16 protein-coding genes are annotated in these 18,687 nt (G+C 40.0%); 5 read left to right on the top strand and 11 right to left on the bottom strand.

Features of this window, described 5'->3' with window-relative positions:
* The first annotated feature begins 19 nt into the window (after positions 1 to 19).
* Positions 20 to 721, top strand: a complete 702-nt coding sequence (locus tag MMU07_RS18865; RefSeq protein ID WP_241128161.1) for a DUF6089 family protein — start codon at positions 20 to 22, stop codon at positions 719 to 721.
* Between the two features lie 54 nt (positions 722 to 775).
* Here the strand turns inward: MMU07_RS18865 and MMU07_RS18860 are convergent, their stop codons facing one another.
* The 5 genes from MMU07_RS18860 to MMU07_RS18840 form a co-directional block, all read right to left on the bottom strand.
* Positions 776 to 1,273, bottom strand: coding sequence for a UpxY family transcription antiterminator (locus tag MMU07_RS18860; RefSeq protein WP_241128160.1), 498 nt, complete (start codon positions 1,271 to 1,273; stop codon positions 776 to 778).
* Between the two features lie 144 nt (positions 1,274 to 1,417).
* Positions 1,418 to 4,828 (bottom strand): efflux RND transporter permease subunit, encoded by a 3,411-nt coding sequence (locus MMU07_RS18855; RefSeq protein ID WP_241128159.1) that lies wholly within the window; start codon positions 4,826 to 4,828, stop codon positions 1,418 to 1,420.
* 7 nt (positions 4,829 to 4,835) lie between these two features.
* Entirely contained in the window at positions 4,836 to 5,963 is a 1,128-nt protein-coding gene (locus MMU07_RS18850; protein ID WP_241128158.1) for an efflux RND transporter periplasmic adaptor subunit, read from the bottom strand.
* Between the two features lie 30 nt (positions 5,964 to 5,993).
* Positions 5,994 to 7,352 (bottom strand): TolC family protein, encoded by a 1,359-nt coding sequence (locus tag MMU07_RS18845; RefSeq protein ID WP_241128157.1) that lies wholly within the window; start codon positions 7,350 to 7,352, stop codon positions 5,994 to 5,996.
* On the bottom strand, positions 7,349 to 7,966 hold the full coding sequence (locus MMU07_RS18840) for a TetR/AcrR family transcriptional regulator (protein ID WP_241128156.1): 618 nt from the start codon (positions 7,964 to 7,966) through the stop codon (positions 7,349 to 7,351). Before MMU07_RS18840 ends, MMU07_RS18845 begins: the two co-directional genes overlap by 4 nt.
* Positions 7,967 to 8,181: 215 nt before the next feature.
* Here MMU07_RS18840 and MMU07_RS18835 point away from each other — a divergent pair, with 215 nt between their 5' ends.
* Positions 8,182 to 8,982 carry an alpha/beta fold hydrolase gene (locus MMU07_RS18835; protein WP_241128155.1) on the top strand — a complete coding sequence of 267 codons (801 nt, stop codon included), beginning with the start codon at positions 8,182 to 8,184 and terminating at the stop codon, positions 8,980 to 8,982.
* 289 nt (positions 8,983 to 9,271) lie between these two features.
* On the opposite strand, the gene MMU07_RS18830 is transcribed toward MMU07_RS18835, so the two are convergent.
* Both MMU07_RS18830 and MMU07_RS18825 read right to left on the bottom strand, forming a co-directional pair.
* Positions 9,272 to 10,606: a S41 family peptidase gene (locus MMU07_RS18830; protein WP_241128154.1), complete on the bottom strand. Its 1,335-nt coding sequence runs from the start codon at positions 10,604 to 10,606 to the stop codon at positions 9,272 to 9,274.
* 52 nt (positions 10,607 to 10,658) lie between these two features.
* Positions 10,659 to 11,048 carry a Dabb family protein gene (locus tag MMU07_RS18825; protein WP_241128153.1) on the bottom strand — a complete coding sequence of 130 codons (390 nt, stop codon included), beginning with the start codon at positions 11,046 to 11,048 and terminating at the stop codon, positions 10,659 to 10,661.
* Positions 11,049 to 11,123: 75 nt separating this feature from the next.
* On the opposite strand from MMU07_RS18825, the gene MMU07_RS18820 reads away from it, so the two are divergent.
* From MMU07_RS18820 to MMU07_RS18810, 3 genes are all read left to right on the top strand, one after another.
* Complete coding sequence (locus MMU07_RS18820) at positions 11,124 to 12,110, top strand: aldo/keto reductase (protein ID WP_241128152.1); 987 nt, start codon at positions 11,124 to 11,126, stop codon at positions 12,108 to 12,110.
* Between the two features lie 97 nt (positions 12,111 to 12,207).
* Entirely contained in the window at positions 12,208 to 13,500 is a 1,293-nt protein-coding gene (locus MMU07_RS18815; protein ID WP_241128151.1) for a glycosyltransferase family 4 protein, read from the top strand.
* Complete coding sequence (locus MMU07_RS18810) at positions 13,475 to 14,581, top strand: DegT/DnrJ/EryC1/StrS family aminotransferase (protein ID WP_241128150.1); 1,107 nt, start codon at positions 13,475 to 13,477, stop codon at positions 14,579 to 14,581. Before MMU07_RS18815 ends, MMU07_RS18810 begins: the two co-directional genes overlap by 26 nt.
* On the opposite strand, the gene MMU07_RS18805 is transcribed toward MMU07_RS18810, so the two are convergent.
* The 4 genes from MMU07_RS18805 to MMU07_RS21890 form a co-directional block, all read right to left on the bottom strand.
* Positions 14,563 to 15,603 (bottom strand): adenylate/guanylate cyclase domain-containing protein, encoded by a 1,041-nt coding sequence (locus MMU07_RS18805; protein ID WP_241128149.1) that lies wholly within the window; start codon positions 15,601 to 15,603, stop codon positions 14,563 to 14,565. The genes MMU07_RS18810 and MMU07_RS18805 overlap by 19 nt on opposite strands.
* A 10-nt stretch (positions 15,604 to 15,613) precedes the next feature.
* On the bottom strand, positions 15,614 to 15,991 hold the full coding sequence (locus MMU07_RS18800; RefSeq protein ID WP_241128148.1) for a response regulator: 378 nt from the start codon (positions 15,989 to 15,991) through the stop codon (positions 15,614 to 15,616).
* An 11-nt stretch (positions 15,992 to 16,002) separates the two neighbouring features.
* Positions 16,003 to 17,073: a sensor histidine kinase gene (locus MMU07_RS18795; RefSeq protein ID WP_241128147.1), complete on the bottom strand. Its 1,071-nt coding sequence runs from the start codon at positions 17,071 to 17,073 to the stop codon at positions 16,003 to 16,005.
* Between the two features lie 152 nt (positions 17,074 to 17,225).
* On the bottom strand, positions 17,226 to 18,581 hold the full coding sequence (locus tag MMU07_RS21890; RefSeq protein WP_418884523.1) for an ATP-binding protein: 1,356 nt from the start codon (positions 18,579 to 18,581) through the stop codon (positions 17,226 to 17,228).
* Positions 18,582 to 18,687: the final 106 nt, after the last annotated feature.

The following is an 18,687-nucleotide window of genomic DNA, read 5'->3' as shown; positions in this document are numbered from 1 at the left end:
TCGCTAAATAATACTTCTTATGAACAAAACAGGTTACTTTTATGCCATAATTATTTACCTTTTTTTATTTTCTTCCAAAATGGAAACTTATGGCCAAAGCCTTTACCGGGATCAATATGAAAGGAAGCATTCTATTGCCATTGGGGCAGGACCATCATTTATGTACGCAGACAATGGGGGCATCTATAATTCCGGGGATTTCAGATGGAATCCTGCTTTTTCATTGGCATATCTCAGAAAATTAGGAAACCGATTTGCCCTTCAAGCCACTGTGGGAATGCAGATAGTAGAAAGCGGGGGCGCTGAAAGGGATTATGCCATTGAAGATTGGGAAGATTCCGGAGGTGCCTTCCGATTTAGGGGACAAGCTTATTTCTTTGACCTGATGCCTGTCATTTACCTGATTCCATACGATACCCATATGAACAGGGGAAGATTCAATGCTTATCTCGGTTCCGGTATCGGATTCCTTCAGGTCAGAAGAAGGGATGCTTTCTCATTTGATGAAAATGCTCCCGAATTTCAAAAGTCTGCCAATTCCTTTTATATCCCAGCCATGGTCGGATTCAGTTATAGCATCAGCCCCTTATCTGACTTATCATTGGAGTTCAAAGGGTTGTTTACTTTCTCGGACTCTCTAGACGGCAATGTTGGGTACAACCAATTTGATGACCACTTTGTCCAGACCCAATTAGTATACAGAAGGCTTTTGAGAAACTAAATGCGACAGAAAGTCTCTGACGATTGTTTTTCCTTGAAATCCAACGATACCAGATCAAATTACCTTCAAATATTTTCTTTCAATATTCACCAAGAGGTTTTGATTGATTCCGGGAATCCTGATGATGAAGTAATCTTTATTGCCTTTGTTGACGCATTCTCCTTTCATATTCTGGAGCGGACCTCCTAAAATCTCCACCTGCTCACCAGCATCGATTTCTGACCCATCCGTCTCTACAGCCACTCCTGTATCCAGGATTCTTTTGATCGTTGCGATCTCTTTCTCGCTCACAGTGGCGTGTTCACCCGAAAAATTAACAAACTTTACTGCTCCCGGGACTTGGAGGGATTCCCACAGATTGGGTTTGGAGGTTTTTACGAAAACATATCCGTTGAAAAGCGCTTTTTGAACTTTCTTTTTCCGGTCGCTCCATTGTCTCAATTCTTCCACTATAGGTAAAAAAACCTCGACTCCCATTTCATCCAATCTTTTGGCTACTTTTTTTTCTGACCGCGAGGTGGTATAAAGGACAAACCACTTTAATTCTGACATATAAAAATTGATTTGATTCTAACTCACAAATCTAAGAATTTTCAGTTCTTGACTGTCAAAACATTATGTTAAAAAACAAAAACCCCCGGAATATGACTCCGAGGGTTTTAACATTTAAAAACCACCAACCTTTATTTAATCATGCTATTTCATTCTACGAAGCAACATGTTTAATTTATCTGCCAATAAATACATGACAGGTACGACTACTAACGTCAGGAAGGTAGCAAAGGTTAGACCAAATATTACTGTCCAAGCCATCGGTCCCCAAAAGGCAGCATTGTCTCCTCCGACATAAAACTGAGGGTCAAAAGAACTCAACAATGAACCAAAGTTAATATTCATACCTATAGCCAAAGGAATCAATCCAAGTACTGTTGTGATAGCGGTGAGCAATACGGGCCTTAATCTTGTTTTTCCGGCAAGTATAATACTACCGAGCAACTCATTGATTGGAAGGAATTCTCCCTCAGCAGTTCCAAGCTCCTCCCTTCTCCTTTGTCTTACGAGGTTTGTATAATCAATCAAGACGATGGCATTATTAACCACCACACCCGCAAGGGAAATAATGCCTATGCCGGTCATAATCACGACAAAGTCCATGTTGAAAATAACTAATCCTAAGAAAACTCCTATCGTACTCAAGACTACAGAAGCCATGATGATCAAAGGTGTGGTTACTGAATTGAATTGGGCTACAATGATCAAGAATATAACCGAAATGGCTATAAACAGGGCATTCATCAAAAACGCCGTGGATTTTGCCTGCTCTTCCTGCTCACCTGTGAACTTCACAGTTACGCCATCAGGAATCTCATATTGGGCAACCAACTCTTTCAATTGGTTATTTATCTCTGTTGGGTTATAGCCGTCAGTTACGTTCGAAAAGATGGTGATCACTTTGTTCAAGTCTTTTCTTTTGACAGAACCGTAAGTGGAACCATATTGCAAATCAGCCACAGCAGAAATGGGAACCTCTTTTTTATTTCCAAATTTGTCTCTAAAACTGATTTTCTTATTGATCAGGGAAGAAATATCATAACGGTATTCATCACTCAATCTCAACTGAATTGGGTAATCTTCCTCTCCTTCTTTGTACTTGGAGACTTCTAGACCAAATAAGGCTGTTCGAAGTTCGTTGGCAATGGTAACTGTGGATAGTCCAAAACGGCGTGCATTTTCTCTATCAATATCCAAGATGACTTCCGGACTTCCCAGCTCCAAGTCAGACTTTAATTCTTCTATCCCCGGCACATTGGCGGAAGCCAAATCTTCTCTGAAATTGCCAACAAAACCAATCAACTGCTCAAAATTCTCCCCACTTACTTCAATATTCACAGGCTTACCGACAGGAGGACCATTGGTTTGCTTGTTGACAGTAACCAAAACACCCGGATAGACTTCCACCATCTCACGGATTTCGTCCATTATTTTATTGGTATTTACTCCTTGTCTAAATTGGTATTCCACAAAACTGATCGTAATTTTTGCTTTGTGCGGGGTATTGGCAATGCTTGGTCCCATGGTCTGATCACCTGTACCTTCACCCACTTGGGTAATGACAGATTCTATAATTTTCCCATAAGGTTCCAGGAGGTTAAGAAGATCACCTTCCATCCTATCGACCATAAAAGCATTGGTCGCTTCCGTATCAGTACCAATGGGATTCTCGATAAATATATTGACCAAAGCAGGCTGGTTATCCGGGAAAAAAAGCACTTTAGGAGCCCTAATTCCCAGTAGAGCAACACTCAAAAACAACAGCAATACTGTACCTCCAAAAAAGAGGTATGGATTTATACCTCTCAATGCGAAGGCCAATGTGCTTTCATAAATATTTTCCAACCTTACCAAAAAAACATTCTGAAACCATCTGATGGCCCTTCTGAGAACAAAAATATTGAAAACCGTCAAAACTGAACCAAGCATCAAAACATTCCCAAAAGCAATCCATCCGATCACGTAACACAATGCAGCAACAACAGCAAGAATCAAGGCTACGATCAAGGGTTTCTTCTTTTTCTTGACTACATCAAGGTTTTCGACTTTCATGTACATAGCAGTCAATACGGGATTGACCACCAATGCCACAAATAAGGAGGAAGACAATACAATGATCAAGGTGATGGGAAGGTATTTCATAAATTCCCCTATGATATCATCCCAAAATGCCAATGGCATAAAGGCCGCAAGGGTGGTAGCCGTGGAGGTTATGATGGGCCAAGCCACCTCTCCCACTCCCTCTTTTGCTGCCCTGACAGGAGACAATCCTTCTCCCATAAGCCTGTAGATATTTTCCACTACCACAATCCCATTATCCACCAACATCCCCAATGCCAGAATCAAGGCAAATAATACCATCAGGTTGAGGGATATTCCCAGCGAATTCAAAATCAAGAATGAAATGAACATGGACAGGGGAATCGCAATCCCAACGAAAAGTGCATTCCTGAAACCCAAGAAAAACATCAATACCAATACTACCAAGATTACTCCAAAGATGATACTGTTTTCAAGATCGGCTACCTGAGCCCTGGTAGTTTTGGATTGGTCGTTGGTGATACTGATTTCCAAATCCTGTGGAAACCTTTCTGCCTTGGCCTCCTGAATAAGTTCTTTGATTTTGTCTGCAGCGTCCAATAGGTTTTCTCCGCTTCTCTTGATTACGTTTACGGTTACCACAGGAAGTTTATTACTTCGCGCATAACTCGTTCTTTCCTTGTAGGTGTCCGTCACAGTGGCTACATCCCTGAGGTAAACGATTTTTCTCTCCTCGGTTTTGATGATGATGTCATTGAGTTCGTCAGGGGACTTGAATTCTCCGGTTACTCTCAATGACCTTCTAAAATCTCCTGACAAGATGTTCCCTCCGGAGATTGTGACGTTTTCTTGGGAAATGGCGTCCGAAATATCACTGAAAGATACACCCAAGGCTTCCATTTTGTAAATATCAGCATCGACACGTATTTCGCGCTCAATGGTGCCTCTAAGTTCTGCTTTGGATATTTCAGCCAGTTTTTCTATCTCATCTTCCAAAAATTCACCATACTTTTTCAATTCCTCCTCAGAATAATTTCCCGAAATGTTGACATTCATGATAGGGAAATCAGAAGTGTTGATTTCCAACACATCCGGATCCTGATCAAGGTCAGAGGGGAGTTCACTCTTGGATTTATCCACTGCGTCCTTGACATCCTGTATGGCTTTTGCGATTTCAACCCCGGGGTTAAATTCAACTACTATAGAGGAAAAATCTTGGACCGAGGTGGAAGTGATGTTTTTGACGTTGTTGAGAGACTTGAGCTCTTTTTCTATCGGTCTAGTAATGAGATTTTCCATATCCACGGGGGAGTTTCCGGGATAGGCTGTACCCACGTATACTGTTGGGATGATGATTTCAGGAAAACTCTCCTTTGGCATCGTCCTGTATGCACCCAAACCCAACACTGAGATTATAATCACTAGTATGATTACGGATATCTGATTGTCTACGGAAAAGGAACTTATTCCAAATTCACGTATAATTCCTTTTTTCTTTTCTTCTATCTCTGCCATAACAAAATTACTTGGCAATGTTTACAACAAAATTATCACCTACTTCTCTAAAACCTTTATCAATAAGAACTTCAGAACCTGTCAATCCCTGCACTACTTCGGTTACATCCTGATAAGTCTTTCCTCTTTTGATATACCTCTTTTTGCTAACACTTTCATCTACGGTAAAGACATAATCGCCTTTATTGTCCTGAAGAATAAGATAATTAGGTACAGTGACAGCTGTTTTGTTTTCATAATCCTTGATTTTGATCACCGAAATCATGTTTGGTTTCAAAAATTCCATTGAAGGGACGGCAATCTCTACCTTGAAAGTCCTATTGTTAGGATTGATTACAGCGCCTACGGAAGATATTTTTGACTTCACAGATTTGTCAAGAGAAGGAAAACTTACCTCAACAGAATCACCTTTTTGAATCAGACCAACATATTTTTCGGATACATCAGCTTCAATGAACAAATCGCTTTCACCTACAAACTGAAACATTGGCACACCTGGCTGAACCAATTCACCCAGTCTTACCTGTACAGCTTCCACAGTACCGTTAAAAGGTGCCCTCACCAATGTTTTGGATTGCTGGGTTTTTAAAGTCGCCAAATTGGTTTCCAATGATTCTTTCCTGTTTTTAGATTCCAAATATTGGATTTCAGTACCGATCTGTTGCTTCCATAACCTGTCCTGCTTCTCAAATAAAATAGTGGCCAATTCCAATTGCTTTTCGACTTCGTCAATATTTCTTAGAATAGATTCTGCGTCAATTTTCGCCAAAACCTGACCTTTGCTGACCCTCATGCCTTCAGTTGCGGAAATTTCTTGGATTCTACCCAAAACCTCCCCGGATATACTTACATTTTTCTTTGACAATACAGAACCTGTCACATCTACAAAATGCTCAAAGTGTTGGTTTTGAACATTAACAGTCGAAATCAATATTGATTTTCTGTTTTCCTTAGCAAATTCCGGATCCAATACAGCTATTTCTTTTTCCAATGCTTCTATTGAAGTCCTAAGGCTAGCTGCCTCAGATTTCATCTTTGCCAGTTCTTCTTTTTTGATGCTTACTTCATCTTTGGGGCCACATGATGCCGCCAAAAGCAAAATGGCAATAATTAAAAATGAGAAATTCGTTTTCATATTTTTTGTATATTTTTTGCTATTGATAAATTATAATAAACCCAAAGCTTTTTCAAGGTCGACTTTTGCGACCAAAGCATCATAAAGAGCTGAAAAATAGTTCGTTTCAGCATCCTTCAAAGCAGAATCCGCTTCCACCACTTCAAGGTTTGATCCAACCCCTTCATCATATTTGATCTTTGCCATTCTGAAGACCTCCAACGCTAGTTCTCTGTTTTCTTGTTGGACCTTTAAACCCTGAAGGTTATTCTCGAGGTTGGTTCTTGCCTGGAATTTTTCTACCTCAATATTGCTTTCCAAAAACAACTTCTGGTTTTCCAACTGACTCAGCTGGGCTCTTTTTTGTTGGATCTGAGAGCTCTTCAATAAACCGTCAAAAATCGGAATACTTAGTCTCAATCCAATAAATGCACCCGTTACCCACCTGTCTCTTTCCCAAATCAAACCTGTGGACTGTGCAGCAGCATTTCTCTGGTAGGTACCAAAAAAATCAAGGTTGGGAATGTATTGGGAGGTAGTGTATTTGATATCCAAATCGACCAGATTAATATTGGTATTGATCTGGTCCATTTCTACTCGACGGGTACCTTCAAATGCAAACAATTCATTGATTTCTTGCGGGCTATTGAGGTCTGCAAGACTCTCACTCAAAACGATGTCATACTCCATAGGCAGACCCATTTGGAGTTTCAAAAGCTGTATACTGATATCACGTGCAGCTTTGACCCTGTCCATTTCTGTCAAAAGGTTATTTCGCTGGACTTTGATCCTTGAAACATCAATTTTTTCAGAAAAACCGGCTTCAAACAATGCCTGAGTTTCTTTCAATAAAGTGTCTAGTCTGCCAAGGTTAGCCCCTATCAGACGGCTACGCTGTTCATTTACCAAGACTGAGAAATACGCTTTTTTTATTGTTTCCTTGACATCGATTTCACTTTTCTCCTTATCAAACTCTGTCAACATCTTATAAGTCCGGGCAGCTTTCAAGCCCACAAAATACGACCCATCAAAAATCATCTGATTGAGCTGGACAACCAAAGCTGAACTGTAATTTACTCCAAGCCTTAAAGGGAGGACGTCTGATTCAACATCAGGCTGCTGAAATGCTCCTTCATTTGGAACAAAGACAACCGGAATGGCGGCATTGTGCGTCACATCATAGCTACCTGTCACCTGTGGTAATCCTGCGGACCTCCGTTCTACAATCTGAGCTTTGGCAATCATGGTCTCCAACTGTGCGTTTTTAGCATCCACATTGTTTTCCAAGGCATACCGTAAGCTTTGTTCAAGTGTCAACTGCAGGACATTCTCCGATTGGGCATGTCCCTCCATCAACATCGCAAAAAGGAATATCCCTACTCCCATTAGCTTTTTGGCTGTGGTTTTCATTGGTTTTCGTTTTTCTGTTTTAAGTATGCTTCTCTTCCTTTTTCTGTAAAAATCCCATAAAGGAAATGTTCGAAAATTTCTATCTGTAAATCGACCATGTTGTATTTTGAAGGGGGAAATTTGATAGGATCAAAAGTGATCATCATCTGTTCCATTCTTAGTAAAGCAATGATTTCATTATTTATCTCCGGCCTAAAAAAGCCTTCCTCTTTGCCTTTCACCAATACAGCCTCTACTTCCTTTACTATGTGGGTATGCTTGAAGTCTTCAAACAACTGCCAGCATTGAGGAAAATACCGCTGGAGTTCGTTCATCACCATGGGATTGATGTCAGCAAAACGCTTTCTCATATAAGTGGAAAGCCCCACAAGATGCTCAATGGTCCCGTCAGTCAGTTTGGGGAATGTTTCCATCATGCATTTATCCCGTTCCAACGAGGCGGCAAATGTCTCAAACACCAAATGGTTTTTATCGGTAAATTCCTGGTAAATGGTTTTCTTGGACATCCCTGCCTGACGTGCTATGTCGTCCATTGTCACAGACCTTATGCCAAATCGCATAAACTGTTCAGCAGCCGTTTCAATTATCTTATTTCTTGTCTCCAAATTTTCCATAATTAGATCACAAAACTCGGGAAACTATTGGAAAGTTCAAAGTTTCTATAGTTTTTTATAAAATATTATTTCGAGAAAAAGATTAAAGGATGTAACAAACAATATAAAAGTTTATATATTAACAATATTCATTATATTATATCTTCAATGGCAAATTTTAAAAATTATTAATTCACAAAAGCTACCTTTGTATATATTTTATTTTAAATAAAAAAATGGAGTTTCTTGAGACCAGTTTTGGTCATTTGGCCTACAAAAAACATGGGAGTGGCAAAAACATCCATCTTCTTTTTCATGGATTTGGCCAAAATATGAAAGCTTACGATCCATTTTTAACCTTGAGGAAGGATTCGGAAAGTTTTTTTGTGTTTGACATGTTTTATCATGGACAAAGCAGCTGGAAATCCGTAAATCAAAAATTGACCAAAGAGATCTGGAGAGAAATCATGGTGCTTTTGATGGAAAAAGAAAAGTTCGAAAAATTCCATCTCATCGGTTACAGTATGGGAGGAAAATTTTGTCTCATTACATATGAACTCTTCCCAAATTTTGTCAAATCACTACTTCTGATGGCACCTGATGGTATCAAAACAGGTTTTTGGTACAACATGGCTACATTCCCAGGATTTCTCAACAGGCTATTCAAACATGTGATTTTTCATCCTGAAAGATTTTTTAGGACAATGGATTTTTTCCATGGACTCGGACTCCTCCAAAGCAGCCTTATCAAATTTGTAAAATCTCAAATGGGTAGCCGAACAATGAGGGCACAGGTATATTTTACATGGAATGTTTTCAAACCCCTCCAACCCGACTTGGGACAAATCATAAAAATGATCAGGATAAACCAAACTCCTATATCCCTCTTTACAGGATCTTATGACAAAATGATCACCTCTGACAATCTAAGCAGATTCAGTTCAAAAATCCCCCATATATTCCTTCATGAACTAAATTCAGGTCATAATACCTTGATTGAGGAAACTTCAATTTTCCTTATAGGCAGCAAAGCATAAATGGTTTTTCTAATATGATTAACCGCTTTGATACCATGAGCCAAATATCATTTTTGTTCATCTCCAATGAACGGAGATCTTCTAACATCTATAAAAATCGCAGGTAGACCCACTTAATTATAGTGGACGAGGCCATTATGATAGTTATCCTGCACCTCTCAAAAGACGGAATTACATATTTCAAATTTTCGAAAAAACTTTAAAAAAAATTGGGAAAAACTTCCAAAAACGACAAAAGCGGCCACCTCGCCGCTTTTGTCATTTTTACTGTAAATAAAAATTCCGAGTATCAATACATTGGAAACTCTTTCATTAACCCCTCAAATGCATCTATCATTTCCCACCTTGGTTTGAAGGAAGTATTTCTCATTCTAGCATTTACGGCGCCGCTTTCGATAAATTCGAGCGCAGCTTTTAGCCTTTTCTCCTCTTTGTCATTCCAATTTCGAGCCGGATCATCTCCAACGGCAAAGTTGACAGGAAATCCATCGAAGTATTCAGCCTTTCCTTCTGAGTTGGCGATGGCAAAAGTAATCGGCACCAATTCAACGTCATTGCTACTCAGATTTCTGTTGAAACTTGACAAAGGAAACGAACCTACGGGCTTGCCAAAGGTATTGTCCCCGATCAAAACCAAGTCCATATAGGGGTCAAGGCAATTGACTAATAACTCGGAAGCAGAAGCTGATCCTCTTGAAGTGATAAAAGTTATCCTATCAAGGTTAAGGCTTCCTTTTTTAGAGAAATTGACAGTTTTGTTGTTCGAGGTTTTCTTCTCGTTGAGTTTGTTTGTATACATTACCCGACCATTTACGGCTGCAGGAACTAAGTAATTTAAAATCTGTTCAGTGACAGCCACAGATCCTCCGCCATTATACCTCAGGTCAATAATCAGTTCGTTGATACCTTCAGCAATGAAGAAGTTGAATAAATCCTCTACTTCCTTACTCCTTGTCGGACTGAGTCCCGCTGTAGCCTTGAAGCTTTGATAAACGCAATGGCCTACCTTCTTGGCACCAACTTCATAAACATTTTTATACAAAACAGAATTGGTTTGAAAAGCTCCTTTTTGGATGGTTCGGGTAGTTTCAGTTCCATCAGGAAGTCTAAATTTGAAGGTATTGGTTACGCCTACCTCATTGGCACCAAGATTAAAAGAATAACCGCCTGTACTGTTTTTATAATCAGAAATAGGTTTGTTGTTGATTTGAATGATCTGCCATCCTCTCTGCCACCCATCTTTCCCTGCAGGGCCTTCATCAAAAACAAATGCTACAAACAACCTTTCATCTTGGTCAAAGGCAAAACTAAAACCATGAGCACCTGATGCTTGCCCTGTAAAGGCAGCTTCAAACTGGGCCTTTGTTGTCAGATAAGACCACCTGTCTAAAGGTTTGAACTTCAACTCATCCAACAAAGCTTGGTTGGAAGCAAATTTGGAAAGATCTAGAGTTTGAGGCAATTCGGATTCCCAAAAGTACCATTCTTTCATGCTGTCAAAAATCCCTTTTTTGACAAGATCAGCGACTGCTACCGGAACCTCTTCCTCTTCAGGATTACAGGAGGGAAAAAATATGACGGCTGTCAACATCAATCCCAAAATGGATAATCTTAATTTCATCATAATTAACGCTGCATTGATTTTGATAATATACGTAATGTGACAACCAAATGGTTTAAATCACAAAATCATAAACTTTTACACTTGCCCACTTGTTTGAATTTTTATCAATAAAAGCCAGGTGCAAGGGATCTGTTTGGTAATAATCCTGGTCCTCTATACTCTTAAAAAATAACGTACAGGCTACCGAATAACTATGGTCTACTACAGACCTTGCTTCTGTAGGCGCCGGAACACCCATATAGAAATTTTCCACGGTCTTGCATTTGCCAAGGACAGCGGCTTCTTTCATAAAATCTTTGGTATCGACCCCTTCTTTCAACCAGAAAAATACCTGGTGAATCATTTTTTGTTTTGCTGCTTGTTCTGCCATAAGTGAGATTGGTAAAGTTGCTGCCGCACCGGCAACGGTTAAGGTTTGGAGAAATTTTCTTCTGGATTTCATAAGGGTAATTTAAAGGTTTAAAGATAAAAATTTAAATTGCTTCCTGAAATTGACTGCCAAAATAAACATATCAAGATGAATTATAGAAAACTTGGAAAAACCGGTTGGCCTGTATCTGAAATTTCATTGGGCACTTGGCAAGTCGGTGGAGGATGGGGGAAAACTTTTGATGCCAAACTTGCGAACAGAATCATCCACACAGCCATTGATCAAGGGATCAACTTCATTGATACGGCTGATGTATATGATGGCGGTCTGAGTGAGGCTGCAGTGGGAAAAGCTGTAAAAGAAAGTGCTGAGAAAATATTTGTAGCAACAAAATGCGGAAGACAAATCCAACCGCATGTAAATGAAGGATATACTCCGAAAATATTGAGGGAATTCGTGGAAGCCTCCTTAAAAAATACAGGCTTGGAGACAATTGACCTTATACAGCTTCACTGCCCTCCCACTCCTGTTTATGACAGGGATGAAATTTTTGGGCTTTTTGAAAAGTTAAAGGAAGAGGGTAAAATCCTCGCCATGGGTGTCAGTGTGGAAACTGTCGGTGAAGCCTCGTCCGCGATGAAGTATGACATCGTTTCTTCGATTCAGGTTATTTTTAATATGTTCAGGCTGAAACCTTCAGAGACATTATTTACCTATCCTGAAATTGATAAGTTTGGAATTATAGCCCGTGTCCCGTTGGCGAGTGGTCTCCTGACAGGAAAACTGACTACAGACACTGTATTTTCAAAGGAAGATCACCGACTGTTCAACAGACAAGGAGAAGCTTTTGACAAGGGAGAAACTTTTTCTGGCGTAAATTATGATAAAGGTCTAAGTGCTGTACAAGAATTGACAGAAGTATTCCAAGGAAAGGAACATCTTGCAGCCTGGGCTATGCGTTGGGTATTGATGTTTCCTCAAGTAAGCACCGTAATTCCCGGGGCTTCCAAAATTGATCAGGTTCTTTCCAATGTGAAAGCTTCACTACTTCCGGAGATTCCTTTCAATCAAATGGAGGCAGTCAGAAATATTTATAACAAATATTTCAAGGCAGATATACATCATTTATGGTAGGGACTGAATGGGCTGCTTCCAAAAGGGAGCAAGGAAAAACTTAGTATTCAAATTTATCAAATTTTTTACTGTCAACTAAAAACTGTCAACATTACAAATGTCTAAGAGGGTACTCATCATCACTTATTATTGGCCTCCCTCTGCGGGTTCGGGCGTTCAGCGATGGTTGAAGTTTGCCAAATACCTACCTGAATTTGGCTGGGAACCAGTCATATTTACTCCCGAAAATCCGGATTTTGAACTCAAGGACGAAAGTTTGATGAAAGAAATCAGTCCTTCACTTGAGATCTTGAAATTTCCAATCTGGGAACCTTATGGGGTTTTTAGGAAATTAAAAAAAGAAACCCTCACCGATACAGCCAAAGTTCTTGAAAAAACTAAAAAGTCATTCACTGACAAAGTGGGTATTTGGCTCAGGGCCAATGCCTTGATCCCTGATCCAAGAAAATTCTGGGTAAAACCTTCCGTGGATTTTTTGACTGATTTGATTGAAAAAGGGCAATTTGAGGCCATCATCACCACAGGCCCTCCCCATAGTTTGCATTTGATAGGATCAAAACTCAAAAGACAATCCCAAATCACCTGGCTGGCCGATTTCAGAGACCCCTGGTCCAAGTGGGAATTCTTAGATACACTTCCAATGATGGATTGGGTACGCAAAAAACACAAAGCTCTGGAAAGAGATGTCCTCACAAATGCGGATGGCATTATCACCATCAGTCCTACTTTTCAAAAAGATTTTGAAGTCCTTTCGGGTAGAAAAATCCATTTGTTGACAAACGGTTTTGATTCGGCTGATTTACCGGGCAACTGGACTTCTCTCAAGCCATCCGGGGAAGGAATAGAAATCCTGTACACAGGTGTCATTGATGCGATCCGAAATCCTATTCCTTTTTTGAATGCTTTGAAAGAAGAATTTGAAAATAATTCTAAGAAAGTCACTTTGAGATTTGTAGGCAAAGTTTCTGAAAAAATAAAAAACCTCATAGAATCAGATCCCTGGTTTCAAAATCATGTAAAGTTGGAAGGATATGTTCCTCATGAGGCCGTATTTTCTTATTACCAAAAAGCACATTTACTTTTGCTAATCCTTACCGATACCAAAAATGCAAAAGGGAATATTCCAGGAAAGATATTTGAATATATGGCTACGGGAAGACCCATCGTTGCCTTGGGAGATCCCCTTGGAGATAGTGCCCAAATTTTAAAGGATTCGGATTCCGGACAAGTATTTACCCATACTGATCTCTTAGGAATCAAAAGTTTCCTCCATGATTTCAAACCTAAACCTGAAAGCAACAAGTCAGGTTCGATTGAAAAATATTCAAGAAAAAACTTAACCGGCCAACTCGCCAAAATTTTAGATGAAACAACAGGTTCCTTTTCTTGACCTGAGCCTGATTGATCAGGAATTAAAGTCTGCCTTGGAGCAAAAGTTTTCGGAAATGCTTTCCAAGGGGATTTTTTCGGGTGGAGAAGAAGTGGATTTTCTTTCCAATAACTTAGCCAAATATCTGAATACCGACAATGAGGTCATTCCCTGTTCAAATGGAACCGATGCCTTAGAAGTCGCTCTACGGGCATTGGGAATCTCCGAAGGTGATGAAGTGATTGTTCCTGCCCTCTCGTGGATTTCTACTGCTGAAGCTGTGTCTATGGTAAGAGCGATACCGGTTTTTATTGATACAGATACTTCGGGATTGATGGATTTGGGTCTTTTGGACAAGGTAATAAATCCCATGACTAAAGCAGTGATAGGAGTCCACCTGTATGGGAAAATGCTGGACATGGAAAAACTTGTTGCCTGGGGCAAACTAAATGCAGTCAAAGTCATAGAAGATAATGCGCAGGGTTTTGGAGCTCATCAAGGTGGGAAAAGTGCCGGCTGTTGGGGAGACGTGGGCTGTTTCAGTTTTTACCCTACCAAAAATCTCGGTGCTTTGGGAGAAGCAGGAGCATTGATAACCCATGATGAACAGCTCGCTAAAAAAATCAGAATGCTTATCAACCATGGTCAATCATTTAGGGACAGACACGAAATGCTCGGTAGAAATTCCCGGATTGACAGTATTCAAGCCGGCTTTTTAAATGTCAAGCTGGCTTATTTTAAAAAATGGCAGGAAAAAAGAAAAATACTTGCAGACATCTATCTACAGAACCTAACCGGTGTAGGTGATTTAATCCTTCCTGAAACCATTTTGGGATCAGAGCACAATGCCCATCTTTTTGTGGTTCAGAGCAATTTCCGCGATGAATTAAAGCAATATTTAGAGGACATGGGTATTGGTACCGCCATTCATTATCCCACCATAATCCCAAAAATGAAACCCTATTTAATTCAAAAGGAATTTCATGTATCAGAAATATGGAGCAAAAGAGCGCTTTCGCTTCCTTTGAATCCTTTTTTGAAGAAAAATGAGGTTTGGTACATTATTGAAGAAATAAAAAAATTTTACTCCAAAACCTCATAGGTAATCACCGGTTTTTCCCTGTTTTTCAAATCAAAAGAACCAACCTTCTCAAAATGAAATGAATTTTTTGCAGACTCATAGCAAGCATCACTTACCAAAATCTGCCCTCTATTTGCAGCAGCCTGCAATCTCGCTGCAACGTTAACCGTATCACCTATGACGGTATAGTCAAGTCTTTTGAGTGTGGCAGAACCTATATTTCCCCATACCATATCCCCTGTATTGATTCCAATAGAAACATCCGGCCTGTAGGTGCCTGACTCAATGCCAATTTTGGCTTCATGGATTTTTGACCTGATAGAAGTACAGGCCCTGAGGGCTTTTTGCAAATGATCTTCACCTTTAAATGTAGCCAAGATGGCATCCCCCATAAATTTATCTACTACGCCATATTCATTGATGATTTCCTGCACCATAATGTCAAAATAAGCATTTAGCATATTGACTACCCTATCGGCAGGTTCATTTTCACTAATGGCAGTAAATCCACAGATATCGATAAATGCTACCGTTCCTTCTATGATTTCATTGTCAAAAAAGGATGATTCCATGTCTTTACCCACCATAAAGTTTAGCACAGTTTCGTCCACATACATCTTAAGGATATTATTTTCTTTGATGGCTTTAATAGTTTCTTTAATACCCTGCACGTGTTTAATAGTCCGGTCTATGGTGATTTCAAGATCTACAAAATTGACAGGTTTGGTTACAAAATCGAAGGCACCTCTGTTCATGGCTGTCCGGATATTGTCCATATCCCCATAGGCAGACACGATGACAGACTTCATCAACCCATTGAGTTCATTTAACTTGGAAAGCAAAGTCAGCCCGTCCATTTCAGGCATGTTGATATCACTTAGGACCACATCCACATCCTTATGCTCAAGGAGCTGCTCGAGTGCATGTCTTCCATTTAGTGCAAATAAAAATTCGTATTCATTTTGACGGATTTTTTGTCTGAACTTCTGCTTGATCAAAATTTCTAAATCTGCCTCATCATCCACTACCAATATCTTTGCCATAATCAATAATTTAAGTTTTCATCAGGTTCCGAATTTCTTCCTTAAGAGATTCAAAATCAATGGGTTTTGTAAAAAATTCCTTTGCTCCGGATTTGATGGCTTTATTAAAATTTTCGCTATCGCCATATGCGGATATCATACTTACGTTGATCTGTGGAAAGCGCTCCTTAATTTTATCCAAAAGCTCAAGTCCGGTCATGCCTGGCATGTTGATGTCAGAAAAAACATAGACGACACTAGGAGGATCAGATTCCCCCAATATTTCCAATGCTTCTACACCCGAAAAAGCAAACACCAGTTCTAAATTTTCAGAACGAGTTTCTTTTCTGAATTTTTGTCTAAAAAGCATTTCGACGTCTCTTTCATCGTCCACAATCAGTATTTTCATGATAATTTTATTTAATGAATTTTTGGAATTAAAATGATGAATCTGGTGTATTCGCCTACCTGTGAGTCAATCTCTAGCACACCTTCATGGTCTTTGATGATATCATGTGTGATACTGAGTCCAAGCCCAGTTCCTTCCGTTCCTTTTTTGGTGGTAAAAAAAGGCATCAGCAATTTATCCCTGATTTCTTCAGGAACCCCGGGTCCATTATCCTCAACTACCAGCATCACACCGTCCTGAAGGTTCTTGGTACTGACAGAAAGTTTGGGGAGATAATCCTTTCCAAGCAGTTCGGTCTTGTCCCGCATGGCGTCAAAGGCATTTTTACATAAATTTAATATCACCCTACTGAAATCCTCCGGATTAAGCAGGACCTTGGGCAGCTCTTCCTCCAACTGTACTTTGATGTCTACGTTGATTGGATTCTTACTCGCCCGCATACCGTGAAAAGCCAAATTCACATATTCCTTGATCAATTCATTAAGGTCAGTCGGTTCTTTGATCCCCTTTCCGCCACGTGAATGCATCAGCATCGACCTGACGATACCATCTGCCCTTGATCCATGTTGAAGGATTTTGGTCAAGTTGACTTTGACATCCCCCAAAAGCGATTTTATGTCTTCAGTAGTTTCATTTTGTTCAAGTTTTTCTACTGCCTCATTAATCTCATCGACATATTCTATGCTAAGCTCCGAGAAATTGTTTACAAAATTCAAAGGATTTTTGATCTCATGGGCGATACCCGCGGTAAGCTGACCAAGACTGGCTAATTTCTCTTGTTGGATCAACTGCAAATGTGTAGCATCTATGGTCTCCTTCAATTTTTCTATTTCTGATGAAAATGAGATTTCCATCTTCTTCCATAATTCTTTTTCTTTGGCAAAAACCTGATCTTTCTGAGTTTTTTTAACCATATATCCAATCGAAAACAAAAAAAACCCAAATATCAAAAACAACCACCAATAGGAGTCTATTGAAAATCCTTCCACTGCCTTTTCGGTATTTCCATAAATAAGATTTGAATCCAACAACAGCACAATCAGTAGCAACGTAGAAAAAATTCTATGTCTACTAAGTCCCATATATCGTTTGGCGGCTTTCTCCATGAATTAAATAATGTCAAAATAAAATGTAAAATACATATTCTATTTGATATTAAGAATCAGTAATGAGGAATGTCGTTTTTTATAATTGATTGATTTGTAAATGGCGAGTTTTATAACTAAATACACACTCATTCCTTGAAAGGTAATTTAATCAAAAACTCCGTTCCCTTTCCCGGTTCGGATTTTAAGATAATCTCTCCCCCATGGGCCTTTACTATGTCGTAACTTAGACTCAATCCCAATCCCGTCCCCTGCCCTGCAGGCTTGGTGGTGAAGAAAGGCTGGAAGATTTTGTCTTTGATGGAGTCAGGGATACCAGAACCGTTGTCGGAGACCTTAATTTCTATCTTGTCTCCAAGGTTTTTGGTTGAAATTTGGACTAAGGGTTGGAAGCTTTCCTCCCGATAGCCAACAGGATCAGAACTTTGAGAATGTTGTCTCTTCCGCTCCAAGCACGCTTGAAAAGCATTGTTGATCAGGTTGAGCAGCACCCTCCCGATATCCTGTGAGACCACATTGACTTTTGGAAGATCTGGGGCAAAGTCGGTTTTATAGTCAGCGTTGAAGCTCTTGTCTTTGGCGCGCAATCCATGGTAAGACAATCTCAGAAACTCGTCTGCCAATTCGTTGATATCAGTGGGCAATTTTTCTCCCGAACTCAAGCGGCTATGGGCCAACATTCCCTTGACAATGCTGTCCGCCCGCTTTCCATGGTGATGGATTTTTTCCAGGTTCTTTTTGATATCATCCAGAATCTCATCCTCCATCTTATCCGCCTCTGTTCTTGGTATCGTCTCTCGCCTCTCGTTTCTCGCTTCTCGTATTTCTTCTAACAACTCCGCGCTGACCTCCGAAAAATTATTCACAAAATTCAATGGATTTTGAATCTCATGGGCGATGCCTGCGGTAAGTTCTCCAAGGGAGGCCATCTTCTCCGATTGGATCAGTTGCGACTGTGTAGCCTTCAAGCTGCTGAGGGTTTGCTGTAGGTTTTGGTAGGATTCGGAATTTTCGAGGGCGATGGCGGTGTAGACTGCGATCGTCCTGAGCATGTACAGATGGTATTCGGAAAAAGCATTTTTGGTGAAACTCTGCACTGTGATCACCCCAAACTTATTTCCTTTTACTTTCAGCGGCAGGTAAATCAGCGAAACAGGCACCTCACCTCCTGAAGCGGTGGGGATTTTTTGTAGGTATTTACTGTATTCTTCATTCAAGTTGTTGATGACTATTTCATTTCCTGTATTGAAACAGAGCGCTGCAAGTCTGTTTGGATCCTGGAGTGAATTTGAATAAGGGGCCAAGGGCGCACCGTTTTCATAAGTGGCAGGGAAGTCAAGGGTCTGGGTGTCCTCATGGTATATACCAATGCCCAATATAGAGGCCTCCATCAGTGCATTTACATTGGTATAAACCGTAGAAATGATCTTTTCCGCAGATAAAGAGGCAGTAATTTTTCTACCGATATCACCCAAGAGTTCCACATTGTGGTAGGATTGCTCCAATTCCGCTGTCCTTTCTTTTACCCTTTCTTCTAAAACTTGGTTTTCTGCTTTGAGTTTTCTGGAACGCCACTTTACGATGGCAGTA

This window comes from Cognataquiflexum nitidum, from assembly GCF_022538055.1.
GTDB lineage: Bacteria > Bacteroidota > Bacteroidia > Cytophagales > Cyclobacteriaceae > Cognataquiflexum > Cognataquiflexum nitidum.
This window is presented reverse-complemented; position numbering and strand designations above follow the sequence as displayed.

Bases quoted from the DNA above. Each gene is read 5' to 3' on its own strand.
- MMU07_RS18865 (WP_241128161.1), top strand. From the start codon at position 20: ATGAACAAAACAGGTTACTTTTATGCCATAATTATTTACCTTTTTTTA.
- MMU07_RS18860 (WP_241128160.1), bottom strand. From the start codon at position 1,273: ATGTCAGAATTAAAGTGGTTTGTCCTTTATACCACCTCGCGGTCAGAA.
- MMU07_RS18855 (WP_241128159.1), bottom strand. From the start codon at position 4,828: ATGGCAGAGATAGAAGAAAAGAAAAAAGGAATTATACGTGAATTTGGA.
- MMU07_RS18850 (WP_241128158.1), bottom strand. From the start codon at position 5,963: ATGAAAACGAATTTCTCATTTTTAATTATTGCCATTTTGCTTTTGGCG.
- MMU07_RS18845 (WP_241128157.1), bottom strand. From the start codon at position 7,352: ATGAAAACCACAGCCAAAAAGCTAATGGGAGTAGGGATATTCCTTTTT.
- MMU07_RS18840 (WP_241128156.1), bottom strand. From the start codon at position 7,966: ATGGAAAATTTGGAGACAAGAAATAAGATAATTGAAACGGCTGCTGAA.
- MMU07_RS18835 (WP_241128155.1), top strand. From the start codon at position 8,182: ATGGAGTTTCTTGAGACCAGTTTTGGTCATTTGGCCTACAAAAAACAT.
- MMU07_RS18830 (WP_241128154.1), bottom strand. From the start codon at position 10,606: ATGATGAAATTAAGATTATCCATTTTGGGATTGATGTTGACAGCCGTC.
- MMU07_RS18825 (WP_241128153.1), bottom strand. From the start codon at position 11,048: ATGAAATCCAGAAGAAAATTTCTCCAAACCTTAACCGTTGCCGGTGCG.
- MMU07_RS18820 (WP_241128152.1), top strand. From the start codon at position 11,124: ATGAATTATAGAAAACTTGGAAAAACCGGTTGGCCTGTATCTGAAATT.
- MMU07_RS18815 (WP_241128151.1), top strand. From the start codon at position 12,208: ATGTCTAAGAGGGTACTCATCATCACTTATTATTGGCCTCCCTCTGCG.
- MMU07_RS18810 (WP_241128150.1), top strand. From the start codon at position 13,475: ATGAAACAACAGGTTCCTTTTCTTGACCTGAGCCTGATTGATCAGGAA.
- MMU07_RS18805 (WP_241128149.1), bottom strand. From the start codon at position 15,603: ATGGCAAAGATATTGGTAGTGGATGATGAGGCAGATTTAGAAATTTTG.
- MMU07_RS18800 (WP_241128148.1), bottom strand. From the start codon at position 15,991: ATGAAAATACTGATTGTGGACGATGAAAGAGACGTCGAAATGCTTTTT.
- MMU07_RS18795 (WP_241128147.1), bottom strand. From the start codon at position 17,073: ATGGGACTTAGTAGACATAGAATTTTTTCTACGTTGCTACTGATTGTG.